Below are 21552 nucleotides of genomic sequence, written 5' to 3' on the forward strand. Positions count from 1 at the left end.
CAGCAACAGGATCCGACCCCGTGCCGACCAACGGTAGGCACCCACCAACAGCAGCGGGAAACTGTCGAAGGCGGGGTGGGTCCGGTTGCGGGGGCGTGAGCGCCATGGATGGCGCGACCGAGCTTACATGGACGTACTTGCAGCGTCCCCCGCAACCGGACCCACCCCACCATCCCCCAGCAAGTCGGGGTTGGCTGTTGCTGTTGCTGCGGCCGTTGCCTCCGCGGGTGCCGGGCGCCGCCCGGCCAAGCCCCGCAACCCGCTACAATGGCCGGATGCCTCTGATTACTCTGCAAAACGTCGACTTCAGCGTCGGCGGCCCGCTGTTGCTGGAAAAAGCCGAACTGTCGATCGAGCCGGGCGAACGCATCGCCCTGATCGGCCGCAACGGCGCCGGCAAATCGACCCTGCTCAAGCTGCTGTCCGGCGACCACAAGCCCGATGACGGTGAAGTGCGCGTGCAGCAGGGCGTGCGCGTGACTCGCCTGGAGCAGGAGGTGCCGCACGGCGCCGCTGGCTCGGTGTTCGACGTCGTCGCCGATGGCCTGGGCGAACTGGGCCAATGGCTCGCCGAATTCCATCACCTCAGCCACGCCGACGTGTTCGATGGCGAAGCGCTGGGCAACGTCCAGGCCAAGATCGATGCCGCCAACGGCTGGGGCCTGGATCAGCGGGTCAGCGAGACCCTGACCAAGCTCGACCTCGATGGCGACGCGGAGTTCGCGCGCCTGTCCGGCGGCATGAAGCGCCGCGTGCTGCTCGGCCGCGCGCTGGTCTCCAGCCCCGACCTGCTGCTGCTGGACGAACCGACCAACCACCTCGACATCGAAGCCATCGACTGGCTCGAAATGTTCCTCAAGAACTGGAACGGCAGCGTGGTGTTCGTCACCCATGACCGCCGCTTCCTGCGTGCGCTGGCCACCCGCATCGTCGAGATCGACCGCGGCCAGGTCACCAGCTGGCCGGGCGACTGGGCCAACTACGAGCGCCGTCGCGAAGAACGCCTCAACGCGCAGGCCCAGGAAAACGCACGGTTCGACAAACTGCTGGCGCAGGAAGAAGTGTGGATCCGCCAGGGCATCAAGGCACGCCGCACCCGCGACGAAGGCCGCGTACGCCGCTTGAAGGCGATGCGCAATGAGCGTTCCGCGCGCCGCGACCTCAGCGGCAACGTCAAGATGGAAGCGGCCCAGGGCGTGAGCTCGGGCAAGAAGGTCATCGACATCAAGGACATTTCGTTCGCCTTCGGCGATCGCACGATGGTCCGCGATTTCTCCACCACCATCCTGCGTGGTGACCGCATCGGCCTGATCGGCCCCAACGGCAGTGGCAAGACCACGCTGTTGAAGCTGCTGCTGGGCGAACTGCAGCCGCAGAAGGGTGAGGTCAACGCCGGCACCAACCTGCAGGTTGCGTACTTCGACCAGTACCGTGCAGTGCTGCGCGAAGACTGGAGCGCGATCGAGAACGTGGCCGAAGGCCGCGATTTCCTCGAGTTCAACGGCAAGCGCAAGCACGTGCACGCCTACCTTCAGGACTTCATGTTCACCCCTGAGCGCGCGCGCGCGCCGATCACCCGCCTGTCCGGTGGCGAGCGCAACCGCCTGCTGCTGGCCAAGCTGTTCGCGCAGCCGTCCAACCTGCTGGTGATGGACGAACCGACCAACGATCTGGACGTGGAGACCCTGGAGTTGCTGGAAGAGCTGCTGGGCGAATACAACGGCACGTTGCTGCTGGTCAGCCATGATCGTGACTTCATCGACAACGTGGTGACCTCCACGCTGGTGATGGAAGGCGATGGCGTGATCGGCGAGTACGTGGGCGGCTACAGCGACTGGCAGCGTTACGCGGCCAGCGTGGCCGCTGCGCCCGCGGTGGTTGCTGCCGCCAAGCCGGTGGTCGCTGCCCCGGCGGCTGCTGCGGAACCGGCAGCGCCCAAGCGCAAGCTCGCCTACAAGGAAGCGCGTGAGCTGGAACAGCTGCCGAAGACCATCGAAAAGCTGGAAGGCGATGTCGAAGGGCTTACCTCGGCAATGAACGATCCGTCGTTCTACACGCGCAGCAGCGCCGAAGTGACCGCGCACACCCAGCAGCTGGCCAAGGTGCAGGCCGAACTGGATGCCGCGTACGCACGCTGGGAAGAACTGGAAGGCTGAGCGCCGGCCGGATTCAGTAGATCCACGCCATGCGTGGATATCCGGATACGTGCGGACCAACGGTCCGCACCCACCAACCAACGGTCCGCACCCACCGGCCAACGGTGCGCACCCACTGGGGCGGGCCGGCGGTCATTTGACCCCGTGCAGATCCCGCAGCTGGCTCGGCCGGCTGCCGAAATACGCGGCCAGATCGGCAATGTCCTGATCGCTCAGGTCCTTCGCCTGCGGTGTCATCAGCGCATGCTGGCGATCACCGGCACGGTAGGCCTGCAGCGCATGCGCGAGGTAATCGCCGTATTGACCACCCAGCTTCGGATAGGTCGGATCGATCGGCGCATTGCCGTCGGCACCGTGGCAATCGATGCAGCTCTGGCTGGTGGCCTTGCTCTTGACCTTGGCGCGGGCCTCGCCGGCGGCTTCACGCCCGGCAGGCAGGCCCGCGGAGGAAGACGATCCGTGCTCGCCGCTGGCGTGGCCGGGATCGCCGGCGGATGTCTCGCTGTTCTCCACCTGTGACTGCGAGCAGGCCGCCAGCAGCAGGGCGACGGACAGGGCGATGGCGTGACGCAGTGGATGCGCGGCTTTCGACATGGGCGGGCCTTACTTGACGGTGGACAGGTAAACAGCGAGATCGGCGATCTCCTGTTCGCTGAAACTCATCGACTGCGCCTGCATCGTCGGATGCCGGCGCTTGCCCTGGCGGTACTCGGTCAGGGCCTGGGTCAGGTACTGCTGGGTCTGGCCACCGATCTTCGGTACCCGGTAACTGGGGTAGGCATTCTTGTAACCGGTGATGCCGTGGCAACCCTGGCAGGTGTAGGCCAGCACACGGCCATTGTCGAAACTGCCGGTGGGCGTGGCAGCCGCCGGCACAGGGGCCGGAGCCGGTGCCGGGGCGGGTGGTGCTGCAGGAGCAGGTGCGGGCTGTGCGGCGGCCCCGAGGGGCAGGAGGACGGCCAGAGCGAGACAAGCGGCGAGCGGCTGCGGGCGCATGGTGTCTTTTCCGGGGATTCGGGTCTGGTCGTTCCGGCGTGGGGTACGGAACGACCCGAGTATAGCCTCAGGTTTCATCTAGCTGAAATGGGGTCGGCCCGACCGGCGGCGTGAAGACACCATGACCTTTGGGATATGGTGTTGCCGTGAAGTGGTGCATTACTTTGCTACCACACCTGCCCACGCATCCTCCAGGGATCTGACGATGTCGCACCAAACCTTCCTGCCCGGCCCCCGCAGCGGACTCTGCGCTGCCGCGCTGCTGCTCTCCACCTCCCTGCTGCTGAGCGGTTGCGCCGCTGGGCCCAACAACGAGGCCAAGGCGGCCGAGACCAAGGACGAGAAGAAGGTCGACGCGGTGCCGGTTGAAGTGGCCGTGGCCAGCCATCGCGCGGTGGCCGCCAGCTACACCGGAACGGCGGCACTGGAGCCGCGCGCCGAATCGCAGGTGGTCGCCAAGACCTCGGGCGTCGCGCTGGCGGTACTGGTCGAGGAAGGGCAGCGGGTCAGCGCCGGGCAGCCTCTGGTGCGGCTGGATCCGGACCGCGCACGCCTGGCCGTTGCCCAGAGCGAGGCGCAGATGCGCAAGCTGGAGAACAACTACCAGCGCGCACAGAAGCTGGTCGGCCAGCAGATGGTCAGCGCTGCCGATGTCGACCAGCTGCGCTACGACCTGGAAAACGTGCGCGCGCAGTACCGCCTGGCCACGCTGGAACTGTCCTACACCACCGTGGTCGCACCGATTTCCGGCGTGATCGCCTCGCGATCGATCAAGACCGGCAACTTCGTGCAGATCAACACGCCGATCTTCCGCATCGTCGACAACTCGCGGCTGGAAGCCACCCTCAACGTGCCCGAGCGCGAACTGGCGACCTTGCGCGCAGGCCAGCCGGTCACGCTGTTGGCCGATGCGCTGCCGGGCAAGACCTTCACTGGTGTCGTCGACCGCATCGCACCGGTGGTGGATTCGGGCAGTGGCACCTTCCGTGTGGTCAGTGCTTTCGACGGTGCCGCGCAGTCGCTGCAGCCGGGCATGTTCGGCCGTATCCGCATCGACTACGACCAGCGTGCCGACGCACTGGTGGTGCCGCGCCTGGCACTGCTGGACGATGGTGAGCCGGCAGTGTTCCGCGTGCGCGAGGGCAAGGTCGCGCGGGTGCCGGTCAAGCTTGGCTACGCCGAAGGGCCGTGGGTGGAAATCCGTGAGGGACTGGCGGCGGGCGACCAGATCGTCACCGCCGGCAAGGTCGCCCTGCGCGACGGTACTGCGGTGCAGGTGATCGCCGATCCGAAGGCCAAGGCGAAGACCGTAACCGCCTCGGCCAAGCCGGCAGAGAAGGCCGGGAGCACGCAATGACCGCGCCCGGCCACGATCACGGTGCCTCGCCCGGGAGCGATGGCGCCGCCGCAGGCATGCGTGGCGGCCTGGTGGAGTTCGCCACCCGCCGTCGCGTCACCATCGCCATGTGCACGGTCACCCTGCTGCTGTTCGGCCTGATCGCACTGGGCAACCTCAAGGTCAACCTGCTGCCCGACCTCAGCTATCCGACGCTGACCGTACGCACCGAGTACACCGGTGCGGCGCCGACGGAGATGGAAACCCTGATCACCCAGCCGGTCGAAGAAGCCGTGGGCGTGGTCAAGAACCTGCGCAAGCTGAAGTCGGTCTCGCGCACCGGCCAGAGTGATGTGGTGCTCGAGTTCGCCTGGGGCACCAACATGGACCAGGCCAGCCTGGAAGTGCGCGACAAGATGGAAGCGCTGAACCTGCCCCTGGAAGCCAAGGCGCCGGTGCTGCTGCGCTTCAATCCCTCCACCGAGCCGATCATGCGCCTGGTGCTGTCGACCAAGGCCGCGCCTGCGACCGACGAAGAAGCGATCCGCGAACTGACCGGCCTGCGTCGCTATGCCGACGAAGACCTGAAGAAGAAGCTGGAGCCGGTTACCGGCGTGGCGGCGGTGAAGGTGGGCGGTGGCCTGGAAGACGAGATCCAGGTCGACATCGACCAGCAGAAACTGGCCCAGCTCAACCTGCCGATCGACACCGTCATCAAGCGCTTGAAGGAAGAGAACATCAACATTTCCGGCGGCCGCCTGGAGGAGGGCTCGCAGCGCTTCCTGGTGCGCACCGTCAACCAGTTCGCCGACCTGGAAGAGATCCGCAACCTGCTGGTCACCACCCAGTCCGCCAACGGCAGCGCGGCCGACTCGGCGCTGCAGCAGATGTTCAACATCGCTGCCTCTACCGGTTCGGCTGCAGCCGTCGCCGCCGCTTCCGCTGCGCAGAGCGCTTCCTCTGGTGGCGCCTCCAGCGTGGTCGCCAACGGCGTGCCGGTGCGCCTGAAGGACGTGGCCACCGTGCGCCAGGGCTACAAGGAGCGCGAAGCGGTCATCCGCCTGGGCGGCAAGGAGTCGGTCGAACTGGCGATCTACAAGGAAGGCGACGCCAATACCGTGGCCACCGCCGAAGCGCTGCGCAAGCGTCTGGAGCAGATCAAGGCAACGTTCCCGGCCGATGCCGAACTGACCACCATCGAAGACCAGTCGCGCTTCATCGAGCACGCCATCGCCGACGTCAAGAAGGACGCGGTGATCGGTGGCCTGCTGGCGATCCTGATCATCTTCCTGTTCCTGCGCGACGGCTGGAGCACGTTCGTGATCAGCCTGTCGTTGCCGGTCTCGATCATCGCCACGTTCTTCTTCATGGGCCAGCTTGGCCTGAGCCTGAATGTGATGTCGCTGGGCGGCCTGGCACTGGCCACCGGCCTGGTGGTGGATGACTCCATCGTGGTGCTGGAGAGCATCGCCAAGGCGCGCGAACGCGGCCTGGGCATCCTGCAGGCGGCGATCGCCGGTACCCGTGAAGTGAGCATGGCCGTGGTCGCCTCGACCCTGACCACCATCGCGGTGTTCCTGCCGCTGGTGTTCGTCGACGGCATCGCCGGCCAGCTGTTCCGCGACCAGGCGTTGACCGTGGCCATCGCCATCGCGATTTCGCTGCTGGTGTCGATGACCCTGATTCCGATGCTGAGCTCGCTGAAGGGTCGGCCGCCGCTGGCCTTCCCGGAAGAAGCCGCAGCCGAGCCGTGGCAGCCGCAGAGCCGCTGGCAGAAGCCGGTCGCACTCGGCCGCCGTGGTGTGGTGGCGACGATGCGCTGGAGTTTCTACGCGCTGGCATGGCTGGTGGTGCGCCTCTGCCGTGGCGTGGCTGCAGTGGTCGGCCCGGTGATGCGCAAGGCCAGCGACATCGCCATGAAGCCGTACGCCGGTGCCGAACGTGGCTACCTGCGGCTGCTGCCGGGTGCGTTGGCCCATCCCGGCAAGGTGCTGGGGCTGGCCGCACTGGCATTCGTCGGCACGATGGCGCTGGTGCCGATGCTCGGCGCCGACCTGATCCCGCAGCTGGCGCAGGACCGTTTCGAAATGACGGTCAAGCTGCCGGCCGGCACGCCGCTGAAGCAGACCGATGCGCTGGTGCGTGAGCTGCAGTTGGCGCATGGCAACGGCGAAGGCGTGGCATCGCTGTACGGTGTCAGCGGCAGCGGTACCCGCCTGGATGCCAGCCCGACCGAGAGTGGCGAGAACATCGGCAAGTTGACCATCGTGATGGAAGGCGGCGGCAACCCGCAGACCGAAGCGGAGATCACCGAGCGCCTGCGCGACACCATGGGCCAGCACCCGGGTGCGCAGGTCGACTTCGCGCGGCCGGCATTGTTCAGCTTCTCCACGCCGCTGGAAATCGAACTGCGTGGGCAGGACATGGCAACCCTGGAAGTGGCGGGCCAGCGCTTGGCGGCGCTGCTGCGCGGCAACGCGCACTACGCCGACGTCAAATCCACCGTGGAAGAGGGCTTCCCGGAAATCCAGATCCGCTTCGACCAGGAGCGCGCCGGTGCACTGGGCCTGACCACGCGGCAGATCGCCGATGTGGTGGTGAAGAAGGTGCGCGGCGATGTCGCCACCCGCTACAGCTTCCGCGACCGCAAGATCGACGTGCTGGTGCGCGCGCAGGAAACCGATCGTGCCAGCGTGGAGAGCATCCGCCGGTTGATCGTCAATCCGGGCAGCACCCGTCCGGTCACCCTGGATGCGGTTGCCGACGTGGTGGCCACCACCGGCCCCAGCGAGATCCATCGTGCCGACCAGACCCGGGTGGCCGTGGTCTCGGCCAACCTGCGCGACATCGACCTGGGCGCGGCCATGCGCGAAGTACAGCAGATGGTGTCCGAACAGCCGCTGGGCGCCGGCGTGGGCCTGCACATCGGCGGCCAGGGCGAGGAACTGGCACAGGCGGCGAAGTCGCTGATCTTCGCCTTCGGCCTGGCGATCTTCCTGGTCTACCTGGTGATGGCTTCGCAGTTCGAATCGCTGCTGCATCCGTTCGTGATCCTGTTCACCATCCCGCTGGCGCTGGTCGGCGCGATCCTGGCATTGATGCTGACCGGCAAGCCGATTTCGGTGGTGGTGTTCATCGGCCTGATCCTGCTGGTCGGCCTGGTCACCAAGAACGCGATCATCCTGATCGACAAGGTCAACCAGCTGCGCGAGGCCGGCGTGGCCAAGCACGAGGCCTTGGTGGAAGGTGCGCGTTCGCGCCTGCGGCCGATCATCATGACTACCCTGTGCACGCTGTTCGGCTTCCTGCCGCTGGCGGTGGCGATGGGCGAGGGCGCCGAAGTGCGCGCACCGATGGCGATCACCGTGATCGGTGGCCTGCTGGTGTCGACCCTGTTGACCCTGCTGGTGATCCCGGTGGTGTACGACCTGATGGACCGCCGCGGCGATGCCTACTACCGAGAGCGGGGCCGCAAGCATGCCGGTGAGGGCCTGCACGGTGCCGAGGGCAGTGCGTCGGGTGCGGAGGAACCGGCATGAGCGTTGCCGAGTTCTCCATCCGCCGCCCGGTCACCACCATCATGTGTTTCGTGTCGCTGGTGGTGGTCGGCCTGATCGCCTCGTTCCGGCTGCCACTGGAAGCGCTGCCGGACATCTCCGCACCGTTCCTGTTCGTGCAGATTCCCTATACCGGCTCCACCCCGGAAGAAGTCGAGCGGACCATCATCCGGCCGGTGGAGGAGTCGCTGGCGACGATGACCGGCATCAAGCGCATGCGGTCGTCGGCGACCTCCGAAGCTGCGTCGATCTTCATCGAGTTCAGTGACTGGGATCGTGATATCGCCATCGCCGCTTCGGACGCGCGCGAGCGCATCGACGCAATCCGCAGTGATTTGCCTGACGACATGCAGCGCTACAACGTGTTCAAGTGGTCCAGCAGCGACCAGCCGGTGCTGAAGGTGCGCCTGGCCAGTACCACCGACCTGACCACTGCCTATGACATGCTCGACCGCGAATTCAAGCGGCGTATCGAGCGGATTCCGGGCGTGGCCCGGGTCGAGATCACCGGCGCGCCACCGAACGAGGTGGAGATCGCGATCGATCCGAACCGCCTGAACGCCCACGGCCTGAGCATCAATGAGCTGAGCGATCGCCTGCGCACGCTGAATTTCTCGATCTCGGCCGGGCAGATCGACGACAACGGCCAGCGCGTGCGCGTGCAGCCGGTGGGCGAGATCACCGACCTGCAGGAAATGCGTGACCTGGTGATCAATGCCAAGGGGCTGCGCCTGGGCGACATTGCCGATGTGCGGCTGAAGCCGGCGCGGATGAGCTATGGCCGCCGTCTGGATGGCAATCCTGCCGTCGGCCTGGACATCTACAAGGAACGCAGCGCCAACCTGGTGGACGTCTCGCGCGGCGCGCTTGCCGAGGTTGAAGCGATCCGCGCGCAGGCGTCGATGCGCGACGTGCAGATCAAGGTGATCGACAACCAGGGCAAGGCGGTGACCTCGTCCCTGCTGGAGCTGGCCGAAGCCGGCGGTGTCGGCCTGATCCTGTCGGTGACGGTGCTGTTCTTCTTCCTGCGCCACTGGCCGTCGACGTTGATGGTGACCCTGGCCATTCCGATCTGCTTCACCATCACCCTCGGCTTCATGTATTTCGCCGGGGTGACGCTCAACATCCTGACCATGATGGGCCTGCTGCTGGCCGTCGGCATGCTGGTCGACAATGCCGTGGTGGTGGTCGAAAGCATCTACCAGGAGCGTGAGCGGCTGCCGGACCAGCCACGCCTGGCCTCGATCATCGGCACCCGCAACGTTGCCATCGCGCTCAGCGCCGGCACCTTGTGCCACTGCATCGTGTTCGTACCCAACCTGTTTGGTGAAACCAACAACATCAGCATCTTCATGGCGCAGATCGCGATCACCATCTCGGTCTCGCTGCTGGCCTCCTGGCTGGTGGCGGTCAGCCTGATCCCGATGCTGTCCGCACGCATGGCCACGCCGAAGCTGGTGCACTCGCAGACCGGCGTGATCGCGCGCCTGCAGCGCCGCTACGCGCAGCTGCTGGACTGGTCACTGCGCCATCGCGGCTGGAGCCTGCTCGGCATCCTGCTGGTGGTGCTGGTCAGCCTGGTGCCGATGAAGCTGACCAAGATCGACATGTTCGGTGGCGACGGTGGCAAGGACATCTTCATCGGCTACATGTGGAAGGGCGCCTACACCTACCGGCAGATGTCCGAGGAAGTGGCCCGTGTCGAAGGCTGGATCGAGCAGAACCGCGAGCGCCTGCACGTGCAGCAGGTCTATTCCTGGTACAGCGAACAGGAAGGCAGTTCGACCGTGGTCACCCTGGACGAGAAGTACGCCAAGGACATCAAGGCGCTGCAGGAGGAACTGCGGAAGGGCCTGCCGAAGTCCGCGCGCACCGACTACTTCGTCGGCAACCAGGGCGGTGATGGCGGCGGTGGCGGCAATCAGGGCGTGCAGGTGCAGCTGGTTGGCGACTCCAGCGCGATGCTGCAGGAGATAGGCCAGGAAGTGCTGCCGCTGCTGGCACAGCGCGCCGAGCTGCGCGATGTGCGCATCGACAATGGCGAGAAGGGCGGCGAGCTGAAAGTGCACGTCGACCGCGAGCGTGCAGCGGCGTTCGGATTCAATGCCGAGCAGGTTGCCAGCTTCGTTGGCCTGGCGCTGCGTGGTGCGCCGATGCGCGAGTTCCGTCGGGGCGACAACGAAGTGCCGGTGTGGGTGCGCTTCGCCGGTGCCGAACAGAGCAGCCCTGAAGACCTGGCTGGCTTCAGCGTGCGCACCGGCGATGGCCGCAGCGTACCGCTGTTGAGCCTGGTCAGTGTCGATGTGGGTTCCTCGGCGACCCAGATCGGCCGCACCAACCGCCAGACCACGTTGACCATCAAGGCCAACCTGGCCGAGAAGATCACCGCGCCGGACGGCCGCAAGGCCATGGAGGCAGTGCTCAAGCCGATGAACTTCCCGGCCGGCTACGGCTTCACTTTCGACGGCGGCGACTACGGCGATGACAACGAGGCGATGCAGCAGATGGTGTTCAACCTGCTGATCGCGCTGGTGATGATCTACGTGGTGATGGCCGCGGTGTTCGAATCGCTGCTGTTCCCGGCGGCGATCATGAGCGGCGTGCTCTTCTCGATCTTCGGCGTGTTCTGGCTGTTCTGGATCACCGGCACCTCGTTCGGGATCATGTCCTTCATCGGCATCCTGGTGCTGATGGGCGTGGTGGTGAACAACGGCATCGTGATGATCGAGCACATCAACAATCTGCGCCGCGGCGGGATGGGCCGTACCCAGGCGCTGGTGGAGGGCTCACGCGAGCGCCTGCGCCCGATCATGATGACCATGGGCACGGCGATCCTGGCGATGGTGCCGATCTCGCTGACCGATACACAGATGTTCGGCAACGGGCCGGAGTACTCGCCGATGGCGCGTGCGATTGCCGGTGGCCTGGCGTTCTCGACCGTGGTCAGCCTGCTGTTCCTGCCGACGATCTATGCGGTGCTCGATGACCTGCGCAATGCGGTGGTGCGGCTGATCCAGCGCGCTCGCGGCCGCGAGGTCGTGGCGGGAACCGCGGTGTAGTGGTCGAGCTTGCTCGACCGTAGGGGCGGAAACGTGTTGTGGTGGGGGGGAGACCGGTCGTAGTGGGGCGGTCTCCCCTTTTTTCGCCGGGCATGGCCCGGCGCTACCATCGCCGTGGGTGTAAATGACGTGCCAGCCAAGGTTGGCACCTACCGGTCGCGCCGGGCCATGCCCGGCGGGACAGCGCGATCAGCTCGCGACCTTGCTCCACACCTTTGGCACCTACCGGTAGCGCCGGGCCATGCCCGGCGGGACAGCGCGATCAGCTCGCCACCTTGCTCCACACCTTGCCCGCGGTCAGCCACAGGCCCAGCATGCTGCCCAGGTTGGTCAGCATGAAGGTCAGCACCACGCGGGTGACACGGTTGCGGTACCAGCCCTTCAACGACTGCGCATCGTCACGCAGCTTGAGGAAATCCTCGTAGGTCGGCTTGCGCAGGCGCGCTTCCACCAGTGCCGCGAATGCGCCGGTGGGGATGCTCAGGCGGAACGGCTTGAACGGCGCCACCACGATCGCGGTGAGGATGCTCAGCGGGTGGCTGCCGGCCACCAGGCAGCCCAGGCCAGCCAGGCCGCCGGTATACATCGCCCAGGTCGCCAGCAGTTCGGTGCCCACGCCCAGTCCACCGCGATAGAAGCCGACACCGATGCCGGTGGCCACGATGGCGAGGATCGCCAGGGTGAACCACGGGATGTTGCGCTTCTTCGGCACCGCTTCGAGCTGCTCGCGCAACGGCGCAGGCGCCTCGGTATCGGTTTCCAGGTAACGCGCCAGGCCGGCCAGATGGCCGGCGCCGACCACCGCCAGCACTTCGCGCTGCTGCGGATCATGCGCTTCACGCAGGCGCGTGGCCATGTAGCGGTCGCGCTCGCCGATGATCGTTTCGTACAACGCCGGGTTCTCGCTGGCGAACTCGCCGAAGCTCGATTCCAGCATGTCGCCCTGCTTCAGCTTCTCGATCTCGTCTTCGCCGACATCCTCGGACGAGAACAGGCCGGCGCCAAGCCCGGCCACCAGCTTCAGCTTGCCGAAGAAGCCCAGTCGCTGCGAAGCACGACGGAACGTCAGGCCGACTTCGCGGTCGATCAGGTGCACCGGCAGGTTGCGCTCGCGCGCCAGGTCGACCGCACGCTTCAGTTCGGCGCCCGGCTCGATGCCGAGCTGTTCGGCCAGTCGGCGCTGGTAGGCCGACAGCGCGAGGTTGGCCGCGAACAACGCGACGCGGCCCTTGCGGATCACTTCCACCAGGTCCAGTTTGGCCAGCGTGTCCGGGTCGCTCAGTGCCTGCAGGCGCTGTGGGTCCAGCTCGACGGCCACCGCATCGAAACGTCCGCTGTCGATGGCTTTTTCCACCGCCTCGACGCTGGCATGGGAGACGTGGGCAGTGCCCAACAGGGTGTAGCGCACGCCATCGCGCTCGACGACGCGCACGGGCTGGCCGGCAAACAGATCGTCGCCGGTTTCGGGAAGGGTTTCGGTCATGGAATCATTCATTGGAAGGAGCGGAATCGGCGCCATCGCCGAGCGCGCGCTGCATCTGTACGGTGTCCAGCCAGCGGCCATGTTTGCGGCCGAGGCCACGGAACACGCCCACCAGCTGGAAACCGAAGCGTTCGTGCAGCTTGATGGAGGCCGTGTTGGTCGGCTCGCCGATCACCGCCACCATCTGTCGATGGCCGCGCGCGGTGCAGGCATCGATCAGTGCCTGCAGCAGGCCGGTGCCGACGCCACGGCCCTGGAAGCGGGCATCGACATAGACCGAGTTCTCAACGGTCCACTGGTAGGCGATGCGCGTGCGGTAGGTATTGGCATACGCATAGCCGGCAACCTGGCCGTCGACCTCGGCCACCAGGTAGGGGAAGCCGCGGTCGATGATGTCGCGCATGCGGCGCAGCATCTCGGCCTGGTCAGGGATCTCGTACTCGTAGGTATTGACGAAGTCGGTCACTTCCACCGCGTAGATCGCGGTGATCGCAGCGATGTCGGCAGGGCCGGCATCACGGATGAGTACGGCCATGCGCGGGCTCCGGGTCAGTCGATGTAGCGCTTGAGCAGGTCGCCGTAGGCGTCGATGCGACGATCGCGCAGGAACGGCCAGATGCGGCGCACGTGTTCGCTGCGCTGCAGGTCGACCTCGCACATCAGGATGGTCGCTTCGGTGCCGGCCTCGGCCAGGAACTCGCCCTGCGGGCCCAGTACGTGGCTGTTGCCCCAGAACTGGATGCCCGAGGCGCCCAGCGGCGAGGCCTCGTGGCCGACGCGGTTGCAGCTGAGCACCGGCACGCCGTTGGCTACGGCATGGCCACGGTGGCTCAGTACCCAGGCGTCGCGCTGGCGGGTCTTCTCGTCCTGCACATCATCCGGGTCCCAGCCGATCGCGGTGGGGTAGAGCAGCAGCTCAGCACCGGCCAGCGCCATCAGGCGCGCCGCTTCCGGGTACCACTGGTCCCAGCACACCAGCACGCCGAGGCGGCCGACCGAGGTGTCGATCGGCTTGAAGCCGATATCGCCCGGGGTGAAGTAGAACTTCTCGTAGAAGCCCGGGTCATCGGGAATGTGCATCTTGCGGTACTTGCCCAGCAAGGTGCCGTCCTTCTCGAAGACCACGGCGGTGTTGTGGTACAGGCCGGCAGCGCGGCGCTCGAACAGCGAGCCGACCAGCACCACGCCGTGCTTCTTGGCCAGCGCGCCCAAGCGCTCGGTGCTCGGGCCCGGAATCGGCTCGGCCAGGTCGAATTCATCGACCGATTCGTGCTGGCAGAAGTAGGGACCGTTGTGCAGTTCCTGCAGCAGCACCAGCTTCGCGCCCTGCGCCGCGGCGTCGGCAACACGCGCTTCGATCACCGCCAGGTTGGCGGCGGCATCACCGTGGTTGCGCTCCTGGATCAGGGCGACGGTAAGGGGGCTGCGCGAGTTCATGCGGGGCGATCCTGCGGGGGAAAACCCGCATGTTAACGCGGATGCGCCACGACAGCGTGTTGGCTGCTGAATGGTGCACGCAACCGGTAGCGCCGGGCCATGCCCGGCGGATTTTCCAGATGCCGCCGCGCTCGCCGGGCATGGCCCGGCGCTACCGCCTGGCTTATGCCTTCAGCAGCCCAGCCGGCAGCTGCATGGTGATGCAGTGCAGGCTGCCGTTCTGCCAGATCAGCGAGCGGCACGGCACCTGCACGATCTCGCGGCCCGGGTGGGCCTGTGCCAGCACGTCGCGGGCCAGGTCATCGGCCGGGTCGCCATAGGCCGGCATCAGCACCGCGCCGTTGACGATCAGGTAATTGGCATACGAAGCAGCCAGGCGGCGACCTTCATCGATCACCGGCTGTGCCCACGGCAGCGGGAACAGGCGGTACGGCTTTCCGTCAGCCGTGCGCAGTGCAGCCAGCTCGGCGCCCATCGCCTGCAGCTCGGCGTAATGCGAGTCGCTGGCGTCGTCGCAGGCCTGGTAGACGATGCTGTCGGCCGAGGCGAAGCGGGCGAGGGTGTCGATATGGGCGTCGGTGTCGTCGCCTTCCAGATAGCCATGATCCAGCCACAGCACGCGCTTCTGCTGCAGCCAGTCGGCCAGGTCGGCGCTCAGGCTGTCGCGGTCGCGGTCGGGATGGCGCTCGTGCAGGCACTTCCAGGTGGTCAGCAGGGTGCCTTCGCCATCGGTCTCGATGCCGCCGCCCTCCAGCGCGAACGGAATGCTGCGCACCGTCGCGTCGTTGAATACGCCAGCCTGGTCGAGCACGCCGACCAGCTGGTCGTCCAGGGTGGCGTCGAACTTGCCGCCCCAGCCGGTGAAGCGGAAGTCCAGCAGCTGGAAGCTGCCGTCGGCGCGGCGCAGGGTGATCGGGCCCGAATCACGCAGCCAGGTATCGTCGTAGGCGGCGGTGGTGAAGTGGACCTTGTCCATGTCGATGCGGTTGGAGCGCAGCCGCATCTCGGCGTAGGTCTCCACGTCATCGTCGGCCACGCAGATCAGCACCGGCTGGAAGCGGGTGATCGCTGCAACCAGGGCGATGTAGGTCTCTTCCACCTGGCCCAGGCGGTCGGCCCAGTCGGTGTCGGCGGTGGGCCAGGCAATCAGGACGCCGCTCTGGGCTTCCCATTCGGCAGGAAAACGAAGGGTCTGGTTCATGGTCTCGCTACACGCGCCCGCCGGTGGCGGGCATGGGGGTCAACGGATCGGCGGCTTGGGGCCGATTTCGTTCGGATCCGCCTGGTTTGCCACCACGTCGATCACCTTCTGCTTCTCGAAGTAGACGGTGAACTGCGGGTACACCCAGCGGTGGATGGTCGGCCATTGCCGTTTCTGTCCGCCGCGCGGCTGCAGCTGCTCTGCCGGCGCGCCGAACTGCGACTGCACCTGCTGCATACTCTGGCCGCGGACGGGCAGGGCGCCGGCCGGCTTTTCACGGGCGCGGTCGACAAGCAGGGTATCGGCCATCGCCGGGGTGGCGGCAGCCAGGGTGGCCAGTACGGCCAGGGTGCACAGGTAACGCGTCATCTCGATCTACTCCCCAGTGGTCAAGAACAGCGATTACAGCAAAAACGGCAGGAAAAAACCGCATAAACAAAAAACCGCCCGAAGGCGGCTTTTTGCATCGGGTCGGCCCCGCGTGGGGCCAGCCGCGGTCACAAGGACCGTTGGGCTCAGCGCTGACGCGCCTTGAAACGCGGGTTCGACTTGCAGATGACGAAGATCTTGCCACGACGACGCACGACCTTGCAGTCACGGTGACGGGCCTTCGCCGACTTCAGGGAGGACAGAACTTTCATGGCATACCTCGGCGTAAACAGTAGTTGTTCGGGTGGAGCGTGGCCGCGATATGCGAAAGACAATCGGCAGTGGACGCTCGTTCAAGCCCGCCATTCTACCGGGCTTTTCCCCATGGTTTCAAGTGGTTGCACAAAAGGCCCGTTGCGGGGTGTCCGGCAGGGGCTAGAATGCCCCCTTCACACGCGCAAGGACCCCCATGAATCCACTCGTTCCCGTCCTGACCATCGACGGCCCGTCAGGGGCCGGCAAGGGTACCATCAGCCGCATTGTGGCGCGCCGGTTGGGCTGGCACTACCTGGATTCGGGTGCTCTGTACCGCGCGGTCGGCGTGGCGGCCAGCTGGGCCGACATCGACACCTCCGATGCCTCCGCGCTGGTGCGCTGCACCTTTGATACCCATGTCCAGTTCGTCGAGCAGGGCGATGCCATGCGGGTGCTGGTCAATGGCACCGACGCCACCGACGAGCTGCGGCTGGAGACCACCGGGGCGCTGGCGTCGGCAATTGCCGCCATTCCCGAGGTCCGGGCCGCCCTGAAGGAGCGCCAGCGCGCATTCAGGATGGAGCCGGGGCTGGTTGCCGACGGCCGCGACATGGGTACGGTGATCTTCCCGGACGCCCCCTACAAGGTCTTCCTGACCGCCAGTGCCGAGGAGCGCGCCGAGCGCCGGCATAAGCAGTTGAAAGACAAGGGGGTTTCTGTTAACTTTGAAGACCTCCTGCGCGAGATCATGGCCCGCGACGCCCGTGATGCTCAGCGTACCGTGGCGCCCCTGAAGCCGGCAGACGATGCTGTCCTCATCGACACCACAGGCATCGGCATCGAAGATGTCGTTGCCAGAGTGATGGATCTGCTTCCGGTTCCGGCTGCCTGATCCGTTCGCGCGGGAGCTCTGCCAGCAGCATCGGTGGAGGTCGCGCATCTGCAGTGCTGTAAAAGCTCCGTCGCGCAATGATGCGTGGCGGTTTTCCTACTTCCACACACGACCTGCATTTCCGGGGTCGACCAACAGGCGGGCGGTAGCCATTCCCTGAAGGGAAGCCAACCGACCCATGTGTCCAACAGAGTAAATCTAATGACCGAATCATTTGCCGAACTGTTTGAAGCCAGCCAGGCCAACCTGGCCAAGCTGAAGCCGGGCGCCATCGTCAGCGGTACCGTTGTTGAAGTCCGCGGCGACGTCGTGGTGATCAACGCCGGGCTGAAGTCGGAAGGCATCGTGCCGATCGAACAGTTCCGTAACGACGCTGGCGAAATCGATGTTGCCGAAGGCGACATCGTCAAGGTCGCCCTCGACTCGATCGAGAACGGCTTCGGTGAAACCGTCCTGTCGCGCGAGAAGGCCAAGCGCGCGATGGTGTGGGACGAGCTGGAAGAAGCGTTGGAAAAGAACGAAACCATCACCGGCCGCATCAGCGGCAAGGTCAAGGGTGGTTTCACCGTGGACATCAAGGATGTCCGCGCCTTCCTGCCGGGTTCCCTGGTCGATGTGCGCCCCGTGCGCGATCCGGCCTACCTGGAAGGCAAGGAGCTGGAATTCAAGCTCATCAAGCTTGACCGCAAGCGCAACAACGTCGTGGTCTCGCGCCGCGCTGTCGTCGAAAGCGAGCACTCGGAAGAGCGCGAGCAGCTGATGGACAAGCTGCAGGAAGGCGCGATCCTGAAGGGTGTCGTCAAGAACCTGACCGATTACGGCGCATTCGTGGACCTGGGCGGCATCGACGGCCTGCTGCACATCACCGACATGGCATGGAAGCGCGTGCGCCATCCGTCCGAAGTCGTCAATGTCGGCGACGAGCTGGACGTGCGCGTGCTGAAGTTCGACCGCGAGCGCAACCGCGTTTCGCTGGGCCTGAAGCAGCTGGGCGAAGATCCGTGGGATAACATCGCCCGTCGTTACCCGGCCAACAGCCGCGTGTTCGGCAAGGTCTCCAACGTCACCGATTACGGCGCATTCGTCGAGATCGAGCCGGGCGTCGAAGGTCTGGTGCACGTTTCCGAGATGGATTGGACCAACAAGAACGTCAACCCGTCCAAGGTTGTGCAGGTCGGTGACGAAGTTGAAGTCATGGTCCTGGACGTTGACGAGGAGCGTCGCCGCATCTCGCTGGGCATGAAGCAGGTTGCCGCCAATCCGTGGGAAACCTTCGCTGCCACCCACAAGAAGGGTGACAAGGTGTCGGGCCAGATCAAGTCGATCACCGACTTCGGCATCTTCATCGGCCTGGACGGCGGCATCGACGGCCTGGTTCACCTGTCCGACATCAGCTGGGCGACCACTGGCGAAGACATCGTTCGCAACTTCAAGAAGGGCGACAACCTGGACGCAGTGGTCCTGGCCGTCGATCCGGAGCGCGAGCGCATTTCGCTGGGCGTCAAGCAGCTGGAGCAGGATCCGTTCGGCCAGTACATGGCGACCAATCCGAAGGGCTCCAAGGTCGAAGGCGTGGTGAAGGAAGTCGACGCCAAGGGCGCGATCATCGAGCTGGCCGACGGCATCGAAGGCTATGTTGCAGCTCGCGACATCGCCAACGAGCGTGTTGACGACGCGACCCAGCACCTGAAGGTCGGTGACAAGGTTGAAGCCAAGTTCGTGGGCATGGATCGCAAGGGTCGTACCCTGCAGCTGTCGATCAAGGCCAAGGACGACGCGGAAATGCGCGAAGTGCTGGAGGAATACCAGACCTCTTCGGCATCCAGCGGCACCACCCAGCTGGGCGCGCTGCTGCGTGCACAGCTGAACGGCAACAAGTCCGAGTAATATCGGCCTTACGCTGTTCGTTGTTTCCTGGACGGCCCGGGCACTGCCCGGGCCGTTTCAGGCTGAGATGCCCCTGATGTGAGCCGGTAATGACCAAATCCGAACTGATCGAAATCCTCGCGCGCCGGCAGGCGCACCTGAAGGCCGATGATGTCGATCTGGCGGTCAAGTCATTGCTGGAAATGATGGGGGGCTCACTGTCGGCCGGCGATCGCATCGAGATCCGCGGCTTCGGCAGCTTTTCGCTGCACTACCGTCCGCCGCGCCTGGGTCGCAACCCGAAGACCGGCGAATCGGTTGCCCTGCCGGGCAAGCATGTCCCTCATTTCAAGCCAGGCAAGGAATTGCGCGAGCGGGTCAGCAGTGTGCTGCCGCTGGACGCAGATCCGGCCTGAGCCATCCGTCGCGCGACTTCGTGCGAATCCCACCACGAGTCGGATAAGCTACGGCCTCCTGCCAATGGAGCTGTCGCATGAAAGTTTTTCGTCTGCTGGTCCTGCTGGCGGTGCTGATCCTTGGTCTGATCATCGGTGCGGTCAACATGACGGCCATGTCGATCAACCTGCTGTTTACCCAGTTGAACACGTCCGTCGGCGTGGCGCTGATCGCCGCCCTGCTGATCGGTGTCGTGGTCGGCGCTGGCCTGGTGCTGGTAAGCGTGGTCATTCCGCTCTACAGCCAGCTGCGCCGCGCCAACAAGTCGGCGGCTGCACCGTCGGCGCCGGTTGCCCCCTCCCAATCTTTTGATGGACGTTGATCGACGATGGAATTCGTTTCCGAGTGGTTCTGGTTCTTCCTGTGCCTGCCGTTGGCGGCCCTGGCCGGCTGGGTGATCGGACGCCGCGGCGGTCAACGCCACGGTGACAACCAGGTCAGCCACCTGTCGAGCACCTATTTCCGTGGCCTGAACTACCTGCTCAACGAGCAGCCGGACAAGGCCATCGAACTGTTCCTGCACATCGCCGAGCTGGACAAGGAAACCTTCGAGACCCAGGTCGCGCTGGGCCATCTGTTCCGCCGCCGTGGCGAAGTGGACCGCGCCATCCGCCTGCACCAGGGCCTGGTCAACCGCCAGGACCTGAGCGACGCGCAACGCGTGCAGGCCCTGCTGGCACTGGGCGAGGACTACATGAAGTCCGGCCTGCTGGACCGTGCCGAAACCGTGTTCACTGAACTGGCACAGCTGGACCAGCGCGCACCGCAGGCACTCAAGCACCTGATCGGCATCTACCAGGCCGAGCGCGACTGGGAAAAGGCGATCGACAACGCTACCCGCTTCGAGGATGTCACCGGCGAGCCGATGGGCAAGCTGATCGGGCAGTTCGAATGCGAGCTCGCCGAGCGCTTCCGTGGCGCTGGCAAGCTGGAGGAGGCGAGGGCGGCCATTGCCCGCGCCTACCAGGCCGATGCCATGTCGGTCCGTGCCGGCATCATCGAAGGACGACTGGAAACCGATGCAGGCAATGCCGAGGCCGCCGTGCGCGCCTTCGAGCGTGCCGCCCGCAACGATCCGGAGTACCTGCCGGAAGTGCTGCCGGCGCTGATGGACAACTACCGCAAGGTCGGCGACCTGGGTGGCGCGCGCGCCTTCCTGTCCGAGATGACCGAGCATTACCGCGGCATCGCCCCGGTGCTGGCCCTGACCCGCCTGATGGAAGAGCAGGAAGGGGTTGCGCCTGCGCGCGCCTACCTCGGTCGCCAGCTCAAGGACCGCCCGTCGGTGCGTGGCGAATCGGCCCTGATCGACCTGACCCTGGCCGAGGGCGCAGATTCGACCGCGACCCTGCATGACCTCAAGCACATCACCGACCAGCTGCTGGTGCGCAACCCCGCTTACCGCTGCACGCGCTGCGGGTTCGGCGCCCGCACCCACCATTGGCAATGCCCCAGCTGCAAGGAATGGGGTACGGTCAAGCCGCTGCTGAACTACGCGGTGCTCTGAACCATGCCGTGGCTAGTGATGGCCGCGCTGCTGGGCCTGGCCCTGCTGAGCGCGGCATTGACCTGGGCAGCGCGCGTGTATGCGCTGCGCAGGCAGCTGCTGGATCAGCCCGGCGAGCGCCGCAGCCATAGTGTCGCAACCCCTCGCGGTGGCGGTATCGCCATCGTGATCAGTCTGCTGGTTGCCGCAGCCGTGGCTGCATTTTTCTGGCCGGACGCCGCGCCCAGCCTGGCCGTCGCCGGACTTGGCCTGCTGCTGGTGGCCGGCATTGGCTGGTGGGATGATCATCGGCCGCTGCCAGCCATGCGCCGGCTGCTGGTGCATTTCCTTGCCGCCCTGTTGCTGGCAGGGCTGGTCAAGATGCATGGCGGCAGCTGGCTGTTGAGCCTGCTGGTGCTGTTCTTCACCGCCTCGCTGATCAACATCTGGAACTTCATGGATGGCATCAACGGGATTGCCAGCAGCCAGGCCGTCATCGTTGCGCTGGGCTTTGCCACCGTGCTGCCGTGGCCCTATTCGCTGGTGGCCGTTGTTCTTGGCCTGGCGTGCGTGGGTTTTCTGCCATTCAACTTCCCGCAGGCGCGGATCTTCATGGGTGATGTGGGCAGTGGCGCGCTGGGTTATGCCGTGGCCGTCGTGCTGGCGGTCGCCGCACTTCACACCGACATCAACTGGATCCTGCTGTTGCTGCCGTTGTCTGCATTCCTTGTGGACGCGGGCTTCACGCTGTTGGCGCGCATGCTTTCAGGCCAACGCTGGATGGAACCCCACACCCAGCATGTCTACCAGCGCGCGGTGCAGGCAGGAGCCAGCCATGCCCTGGTGACAGGGATGTACTTTGTTCTGGGCCTGTTCAGTATTACAGTGTTCAATATCTGCACCAATTTGCAGCCGAGGTGGGAGGCTGCCGTAGCGGTCGCGTGGTTTGCCGCGCTGACCCTGCTGTGGCTCCTCCTGCGCAATGGATTGCGCCACCGATAAG

18 protein-coding genes are annotated in these 21552 nt (G+C 65.6%); 10 read left to right on the forward strand and 8 right to left on the reverse strand.

Translation table 11 applies throughout. The annotated features are described in order from the left end of the window. Window positions 1-275 precede the first annotated feature (275 nt). On the forward strand, window positions 276-2156 hold the full coding sequence (locus ACUXVE_RS16110) for an ATP-binding cassette domain-containing protein (RefSeq protein ID WP_032977580.1): 1881 nt from the start codon (window positions 276-278) through the stop codon (window positions 2154-2156). 132 nt (window positions 2157-2288) lie between these two features. On the opposite strand, the gene ACUXVE_RS16115 is transcribed toward ACUXVE_RS16110, so the two are convergent. Together ACUXVE_RS16115 and ACUXVE_RS16120 are read right to left on the reverse strand one after the other, a co-directional pair. Then, window positions 2289-2750, reverse strand: a complete 462-nt coding sequence (locus ACUXVE_RS16115) for a c-type cytochrome (RefSeq protein WP_049466129.1) — start codon at window positions 2748-2750, stop codon at window positions 2289-2291. Between the two features lie 9 nt (window positions 2751-2759). Next, window positions 2760-3152 carry a c-type cytochrome gene (locus ACUXVE_RS16120; protein ID WP_025875058.1) on the reverse strand — a complete coding sequence of 131 codons (393 nt, stop codon included), beginning with the start codon at window positions 3150-3152 and terminating at the stop codon, window positions 2760-2762. 205 nt (window positions 3153-3357) lie between these two features. On the opposite strand from ACUXVE_RS16120, the gene ACUXVE_RS16125 reads away from it, so the two are divergent. From ACUXVE_RS16125 to ACUXVE_RS16135, 3 genes are read left to right on the forward strand one after another with little or no spacing between them, the layout of a single operon-like run. Further along, the gene (locus ACUXVE_RS16125; RefSeq protein WP_445514790.1) at window positions 3358-4509 is read left to right on the forward strand and encodes an efflux RND transporter periplasmic adaptor subunit; all 1152 of its coding nucleotides are present in this window, start codon (window positions 3358-3360) and stop codon (window positions 4507-4509) included. Continuing rightward, a complete protein-coding gene (locus ACUXVE_RS16130; protein WP_445514791.1) occupies window positions 4506-8027 on the forward strand; it encodes an efflux RND transporter permease subunit in 3522 nt (1173 codons plus the stop codon). The genes ACUXVE_RS16125 and ACUXVE_RS16130 overlap by 4 nt, the downstream gene beginning before the upstream one ends. Continuing rightward, the gene (locus ACUXVE_RS16135; RefSeq protein WP_093819826.1) at window positions 8024-11104 is read left to right on the forward strand and encodes an efflux RND transporter permease subunit; all 3081 of its coding nucleotides are present in this window, start codon (window positions 8024-8026) and stop codon (window positions 11102-11104) included. The genes ACUXVE_RS16130 and ACUXVE_RS16135 overlap by 4 nt, the downstream gene beginning before the upstream one ends. 262 nt (window positions 11105-11366) lie before the next feature. Here ACUXVE_RS16135 and ACUXVE_RS16140 read toward each other — a convergent pair whose 3' ends face one another. The 6 genes from ACUXVE_RS16140 to ykgO form a co-directional block, all read right to left on the reverse strand. Continuing rightward, the gene (locus tag ACUXVE_RS16140; protein WP_025875050.1) at window positions 11367-12587 is read right to left on the reverse strand and encodes a TraB/GumN family protein; all 1221 of its coding nucleotides are present in this window, start codon (window positions 12585-12587) and stop codon (window positions 11367-11369) included. A gap of 4 nt (window positions 12588-12591) precedes the next feature. Beyond that, window positions 12592-13122: a GNAT family N-acetyltransferase gene (locus tag ACUXVE_RS16145; RefSeq protein ID WP_108265786.1), complete on the reverse strand. Its 531-nt coding sequence runs from the start codon at window positions 13120-13122 to the stop codon at window positions 12592-12594. A 14-nt stretch (window positions 13123-13136) separates the two neighbouring features. Next, entirely contained in the window at window positions 13137-14024 is an 888-nt protein-coding gene (locus ACUXVE_RS16150; protein WP_099821258.1) for a carbon-nitrogen hydrolase, read from the reverse strand. Between the two features lie 163 nt (window positions 14025-14187). Further along, the gene (locus ACUXVE_RS16155) at window positions 14188-15225 is read right to left on the reverse strand and encodes an agmatine deiminase family protein (RefSeq protein WP_222389878.1); all 1038 of its coding nucleotides are present in this window, start codon (window positions 15223-15225) and stop codon (window positions 14188-14190) included. Between the two features lie 39 nt (window positions 15226-15264). Then, entirely contained in the window at window positions 15265-15594 is a 330-nt protein-coding gene (locus ACUXVE_RS16160) for a hypothetical protein (RefSeq protein WP_025875042.1), read from the reverse strand. A gap of 146 nt (window positions 15595-15740) precedes the next feature. Then, complete coding sequence (gene ykgO, locus ACUXVE_RS16165) at window positions 15741-15866, reverse strand: type B 50S ribosomal protein L36 (RefSeq protein WP_005409283.1); 126 nt, start codon at window positions 15864-15866, stop codon at window positions 15741-15743. A 197-nt stretch (window positions 15867-16063) separates the two neighbouring features. Here ykgO and cmk point away from each other — a divergent pair, with 197 nt between their 5' ends. The 6 genes from cmk (at window position 16064) to ACUXVE_RS16195 (ending at window position 21551) form a co-directional block, all read left to right on the forward strand. Then, window positions 16064-16741, forward strand: coding sequence for a (d)CMP kinase (cmk, locus tag ACUXVE_RS16170; protein ID WP_032977572.1), 678 nt, complete (start codon window positions 16064-16066; stop codon window positions 16739-16741). 201 nt (window positions 16742-16942) lie between these two features. After that, a complete protein-coding gene (gene rpsA, locus ACUXVE_RS16175) occupies window positions 16943-18628 on the forward strand; it encodes a 30S ribosomal protein S1 (protein ID WP_445514792.1) in 1686 nt (561 codons plus the stop codon). A gap of 89 nt (window positions 18629-18717) precedes the next feature. Further along, the gene (locus ACUXVE_RS16180; protein WP_005409286.1) at window positions 18718-19023 is read left to right on the forward strand and encodes an integration host factor subunit beta; all 306 of its coding nucleotides are present in this window, start codon (window positions 18718-18720) and stop codon (window positions 19021-19023) included. Between the two features lie 77 nt (window positions 19024-19100). Beyond that, a complete protein-coding gene (locus ACUXVE_RS16185) occupies window positions 19101-19385 on the forward strand; it encodes a lipopolysaccharide assembly protein LapA domain-containing protein (protein ID WP_025875021.1) in 285 nt (94 codons plus the stop codon). Window positions 19386-19391: 6 nt separating this feature from the next. Then, window positions 19392-20570, forward strand: coding sequence for a lipopolysaccharide assembly protein LapB (lapB, locus tag ACUXVE_RS16190; protein ID WP_049466151.1), 1179 nt, complete (start codon window positions 19392-19394; stop codon window positions 20568-20570). 3 nt (window positions 20571-20573) lie between these two features. After that, window positions 20574-21551 (forward strand): MraY family glycosyltransferase, encoded by a 978-nt coding sequence (locus ACUXVE_RS16195; RefSeq protein WP_445514793.1) that lies wholly within the window; start codon window positions 20574-20576, stop codon window positions 21549-21551. Window position 21552: the final 1 nt, after the last annotated feature.

This window comes from Stenotrophomonas sp. 3(2025), from assembly GCF_052665395.1.

What these genes read in the sequence shown, in the direction of transcription:
- ACUXVE_RS16135 (WP_093819826.1), top strand. Translation starts at nt 8,024, where the DNA reads ATGAGCGTTGCCGAGTTCTCCATCCGCCGCCCGGTCACCACCATCATG.
- ACUXVE_RS16145 (WP_108265786.1), bottom strand. Translation starts at nt 13,122, where the DNA reads ATGGCCGTACTCATCCGTGATGCCGGCCCTGCCGACATCGCTGCGATC.
- ACUXVE_RS16110 (WP_032977580.1), top strand. Translation starts at nt 276, where the DNA reads ATGCCTCTGATTACTCTGCAAAACGTCGACTTCAGCGTCGGCGGCCCG.
- ykgO (WP_005409283.1), bottom strand. Translation starts at nt 15,866, where the DNA reads ATGAAAGTTCTGTCCTCCCTGAAGTCGGCGAAGGCCCGTCACCGTGAC.
- ACUXVE_RS16120 (WP_025875058.1), bottom strand. Translation starts at nt 3,152, where the DNA reads ATGCGCCCGCAGCCGCTCGCCGCTTGTCTCGCTCTGGCCGTCCTCCTG.
- ACUXVE_RS16125 (WP_445514790.1), top strand. Translation starts at nt 3,358, where the DNA reads ATGTCGCACCAAACCTTCCTGCCCGGCCCCCGCAGCGGACTCTGCGCT.
- ACUXVE_RS16195 (WP_445514793.1), top strand. Translation starts at nt 20,574, where the DNA reads ATGCCGTGGCTAGTGATGGCCGCGCTGCTGGGCCTGGCCCTGCTGAGC.
- ACUXVE_RS16155 (WP_222389878.1), bottom strand. Translation starts at nt 15,225, where the DNA reads ATGAACCAGACCCTTCGTTTTCCTGCCGAATGGGAAGCCCAGAGCGGC.
- ACUXVE_RS16185 (WP_025875021.1), top strand. Translation starts at nt 19,101, where the DNA reads ATGAAAGTTTTTCGTCTGCTGGTCCTGCTGGCGGTGCTGATCCTTGGT.
- ACUXVE_RS16160 (WP_025875042.1), bottom strand. Translation starts at nt 15,594, where the DNA reads ATGACGCGTTACCTGTGCACCCTGGCCGTACTGGCCACCCTGGCTGCC.
- ACUXVE_RS16180 (WP_005409286.1), top strand. Translation starts at nt 18,718, where the DNA reads ATGACCAAATCCGAACTGATCGAAATCCTCGCGCGCCGGCAGGCGCAC.
- lapB (WP_049466151.1), top strand. Translation starts at nt 19,392, where the DNA reads ATGGAATTCGTTTCCGAGTGGTTCTGGTTCTTCCTGTGCCTGCCGTTG.
- rpsA (WP_445514792.1), top strand. Translation starts at nt 16,943, where the DNA reads ATGACCGAATCATTTGCCGAACTGTTTGAAGCCAGCCAGGCCAACCTG.
- ACUXVE_RS16115 (WP_049466129.1), bottom strand. Translation starts at nt 2,750, where the DNA reads ATGTCGAAAGCCGCGCATCCACTGCGTCACGCCATCGCCCTGTCCGTC.
- ACUXVE_RS16150 (WP_099821258.1), bottom strand. Translation starts at nt 14,024, where the DNA reads ATGAACTCGCGCAGCCCCCTTACCGTCGCCCTGATCCAGGAGCGCAAC.
- ACUXVE_RS16140 (WP_025875050.1), bottom strand. Translation starts at nt 12,587, where the DNA reads ATGACCGAAACCCTTCCCGAAACCGGCGACGATCTGTTTGCCGGCCAG.
- cmk (WP_032977572.1), top strand. Translation starts at nt 16,064, where the DNA reads ATGAATCCACTCGTTCCCGTCCTGACCATCGACGGCCCGTCAGGGGCC.
- ACUXVE_RS16130 (WP_445514791.1), top strand. Translation starts at nt 4,506, where the DNA reads ATGACCGCGCCCGGCCACGATCACGGTGCCTCGCCCGGGAGCGATGGC.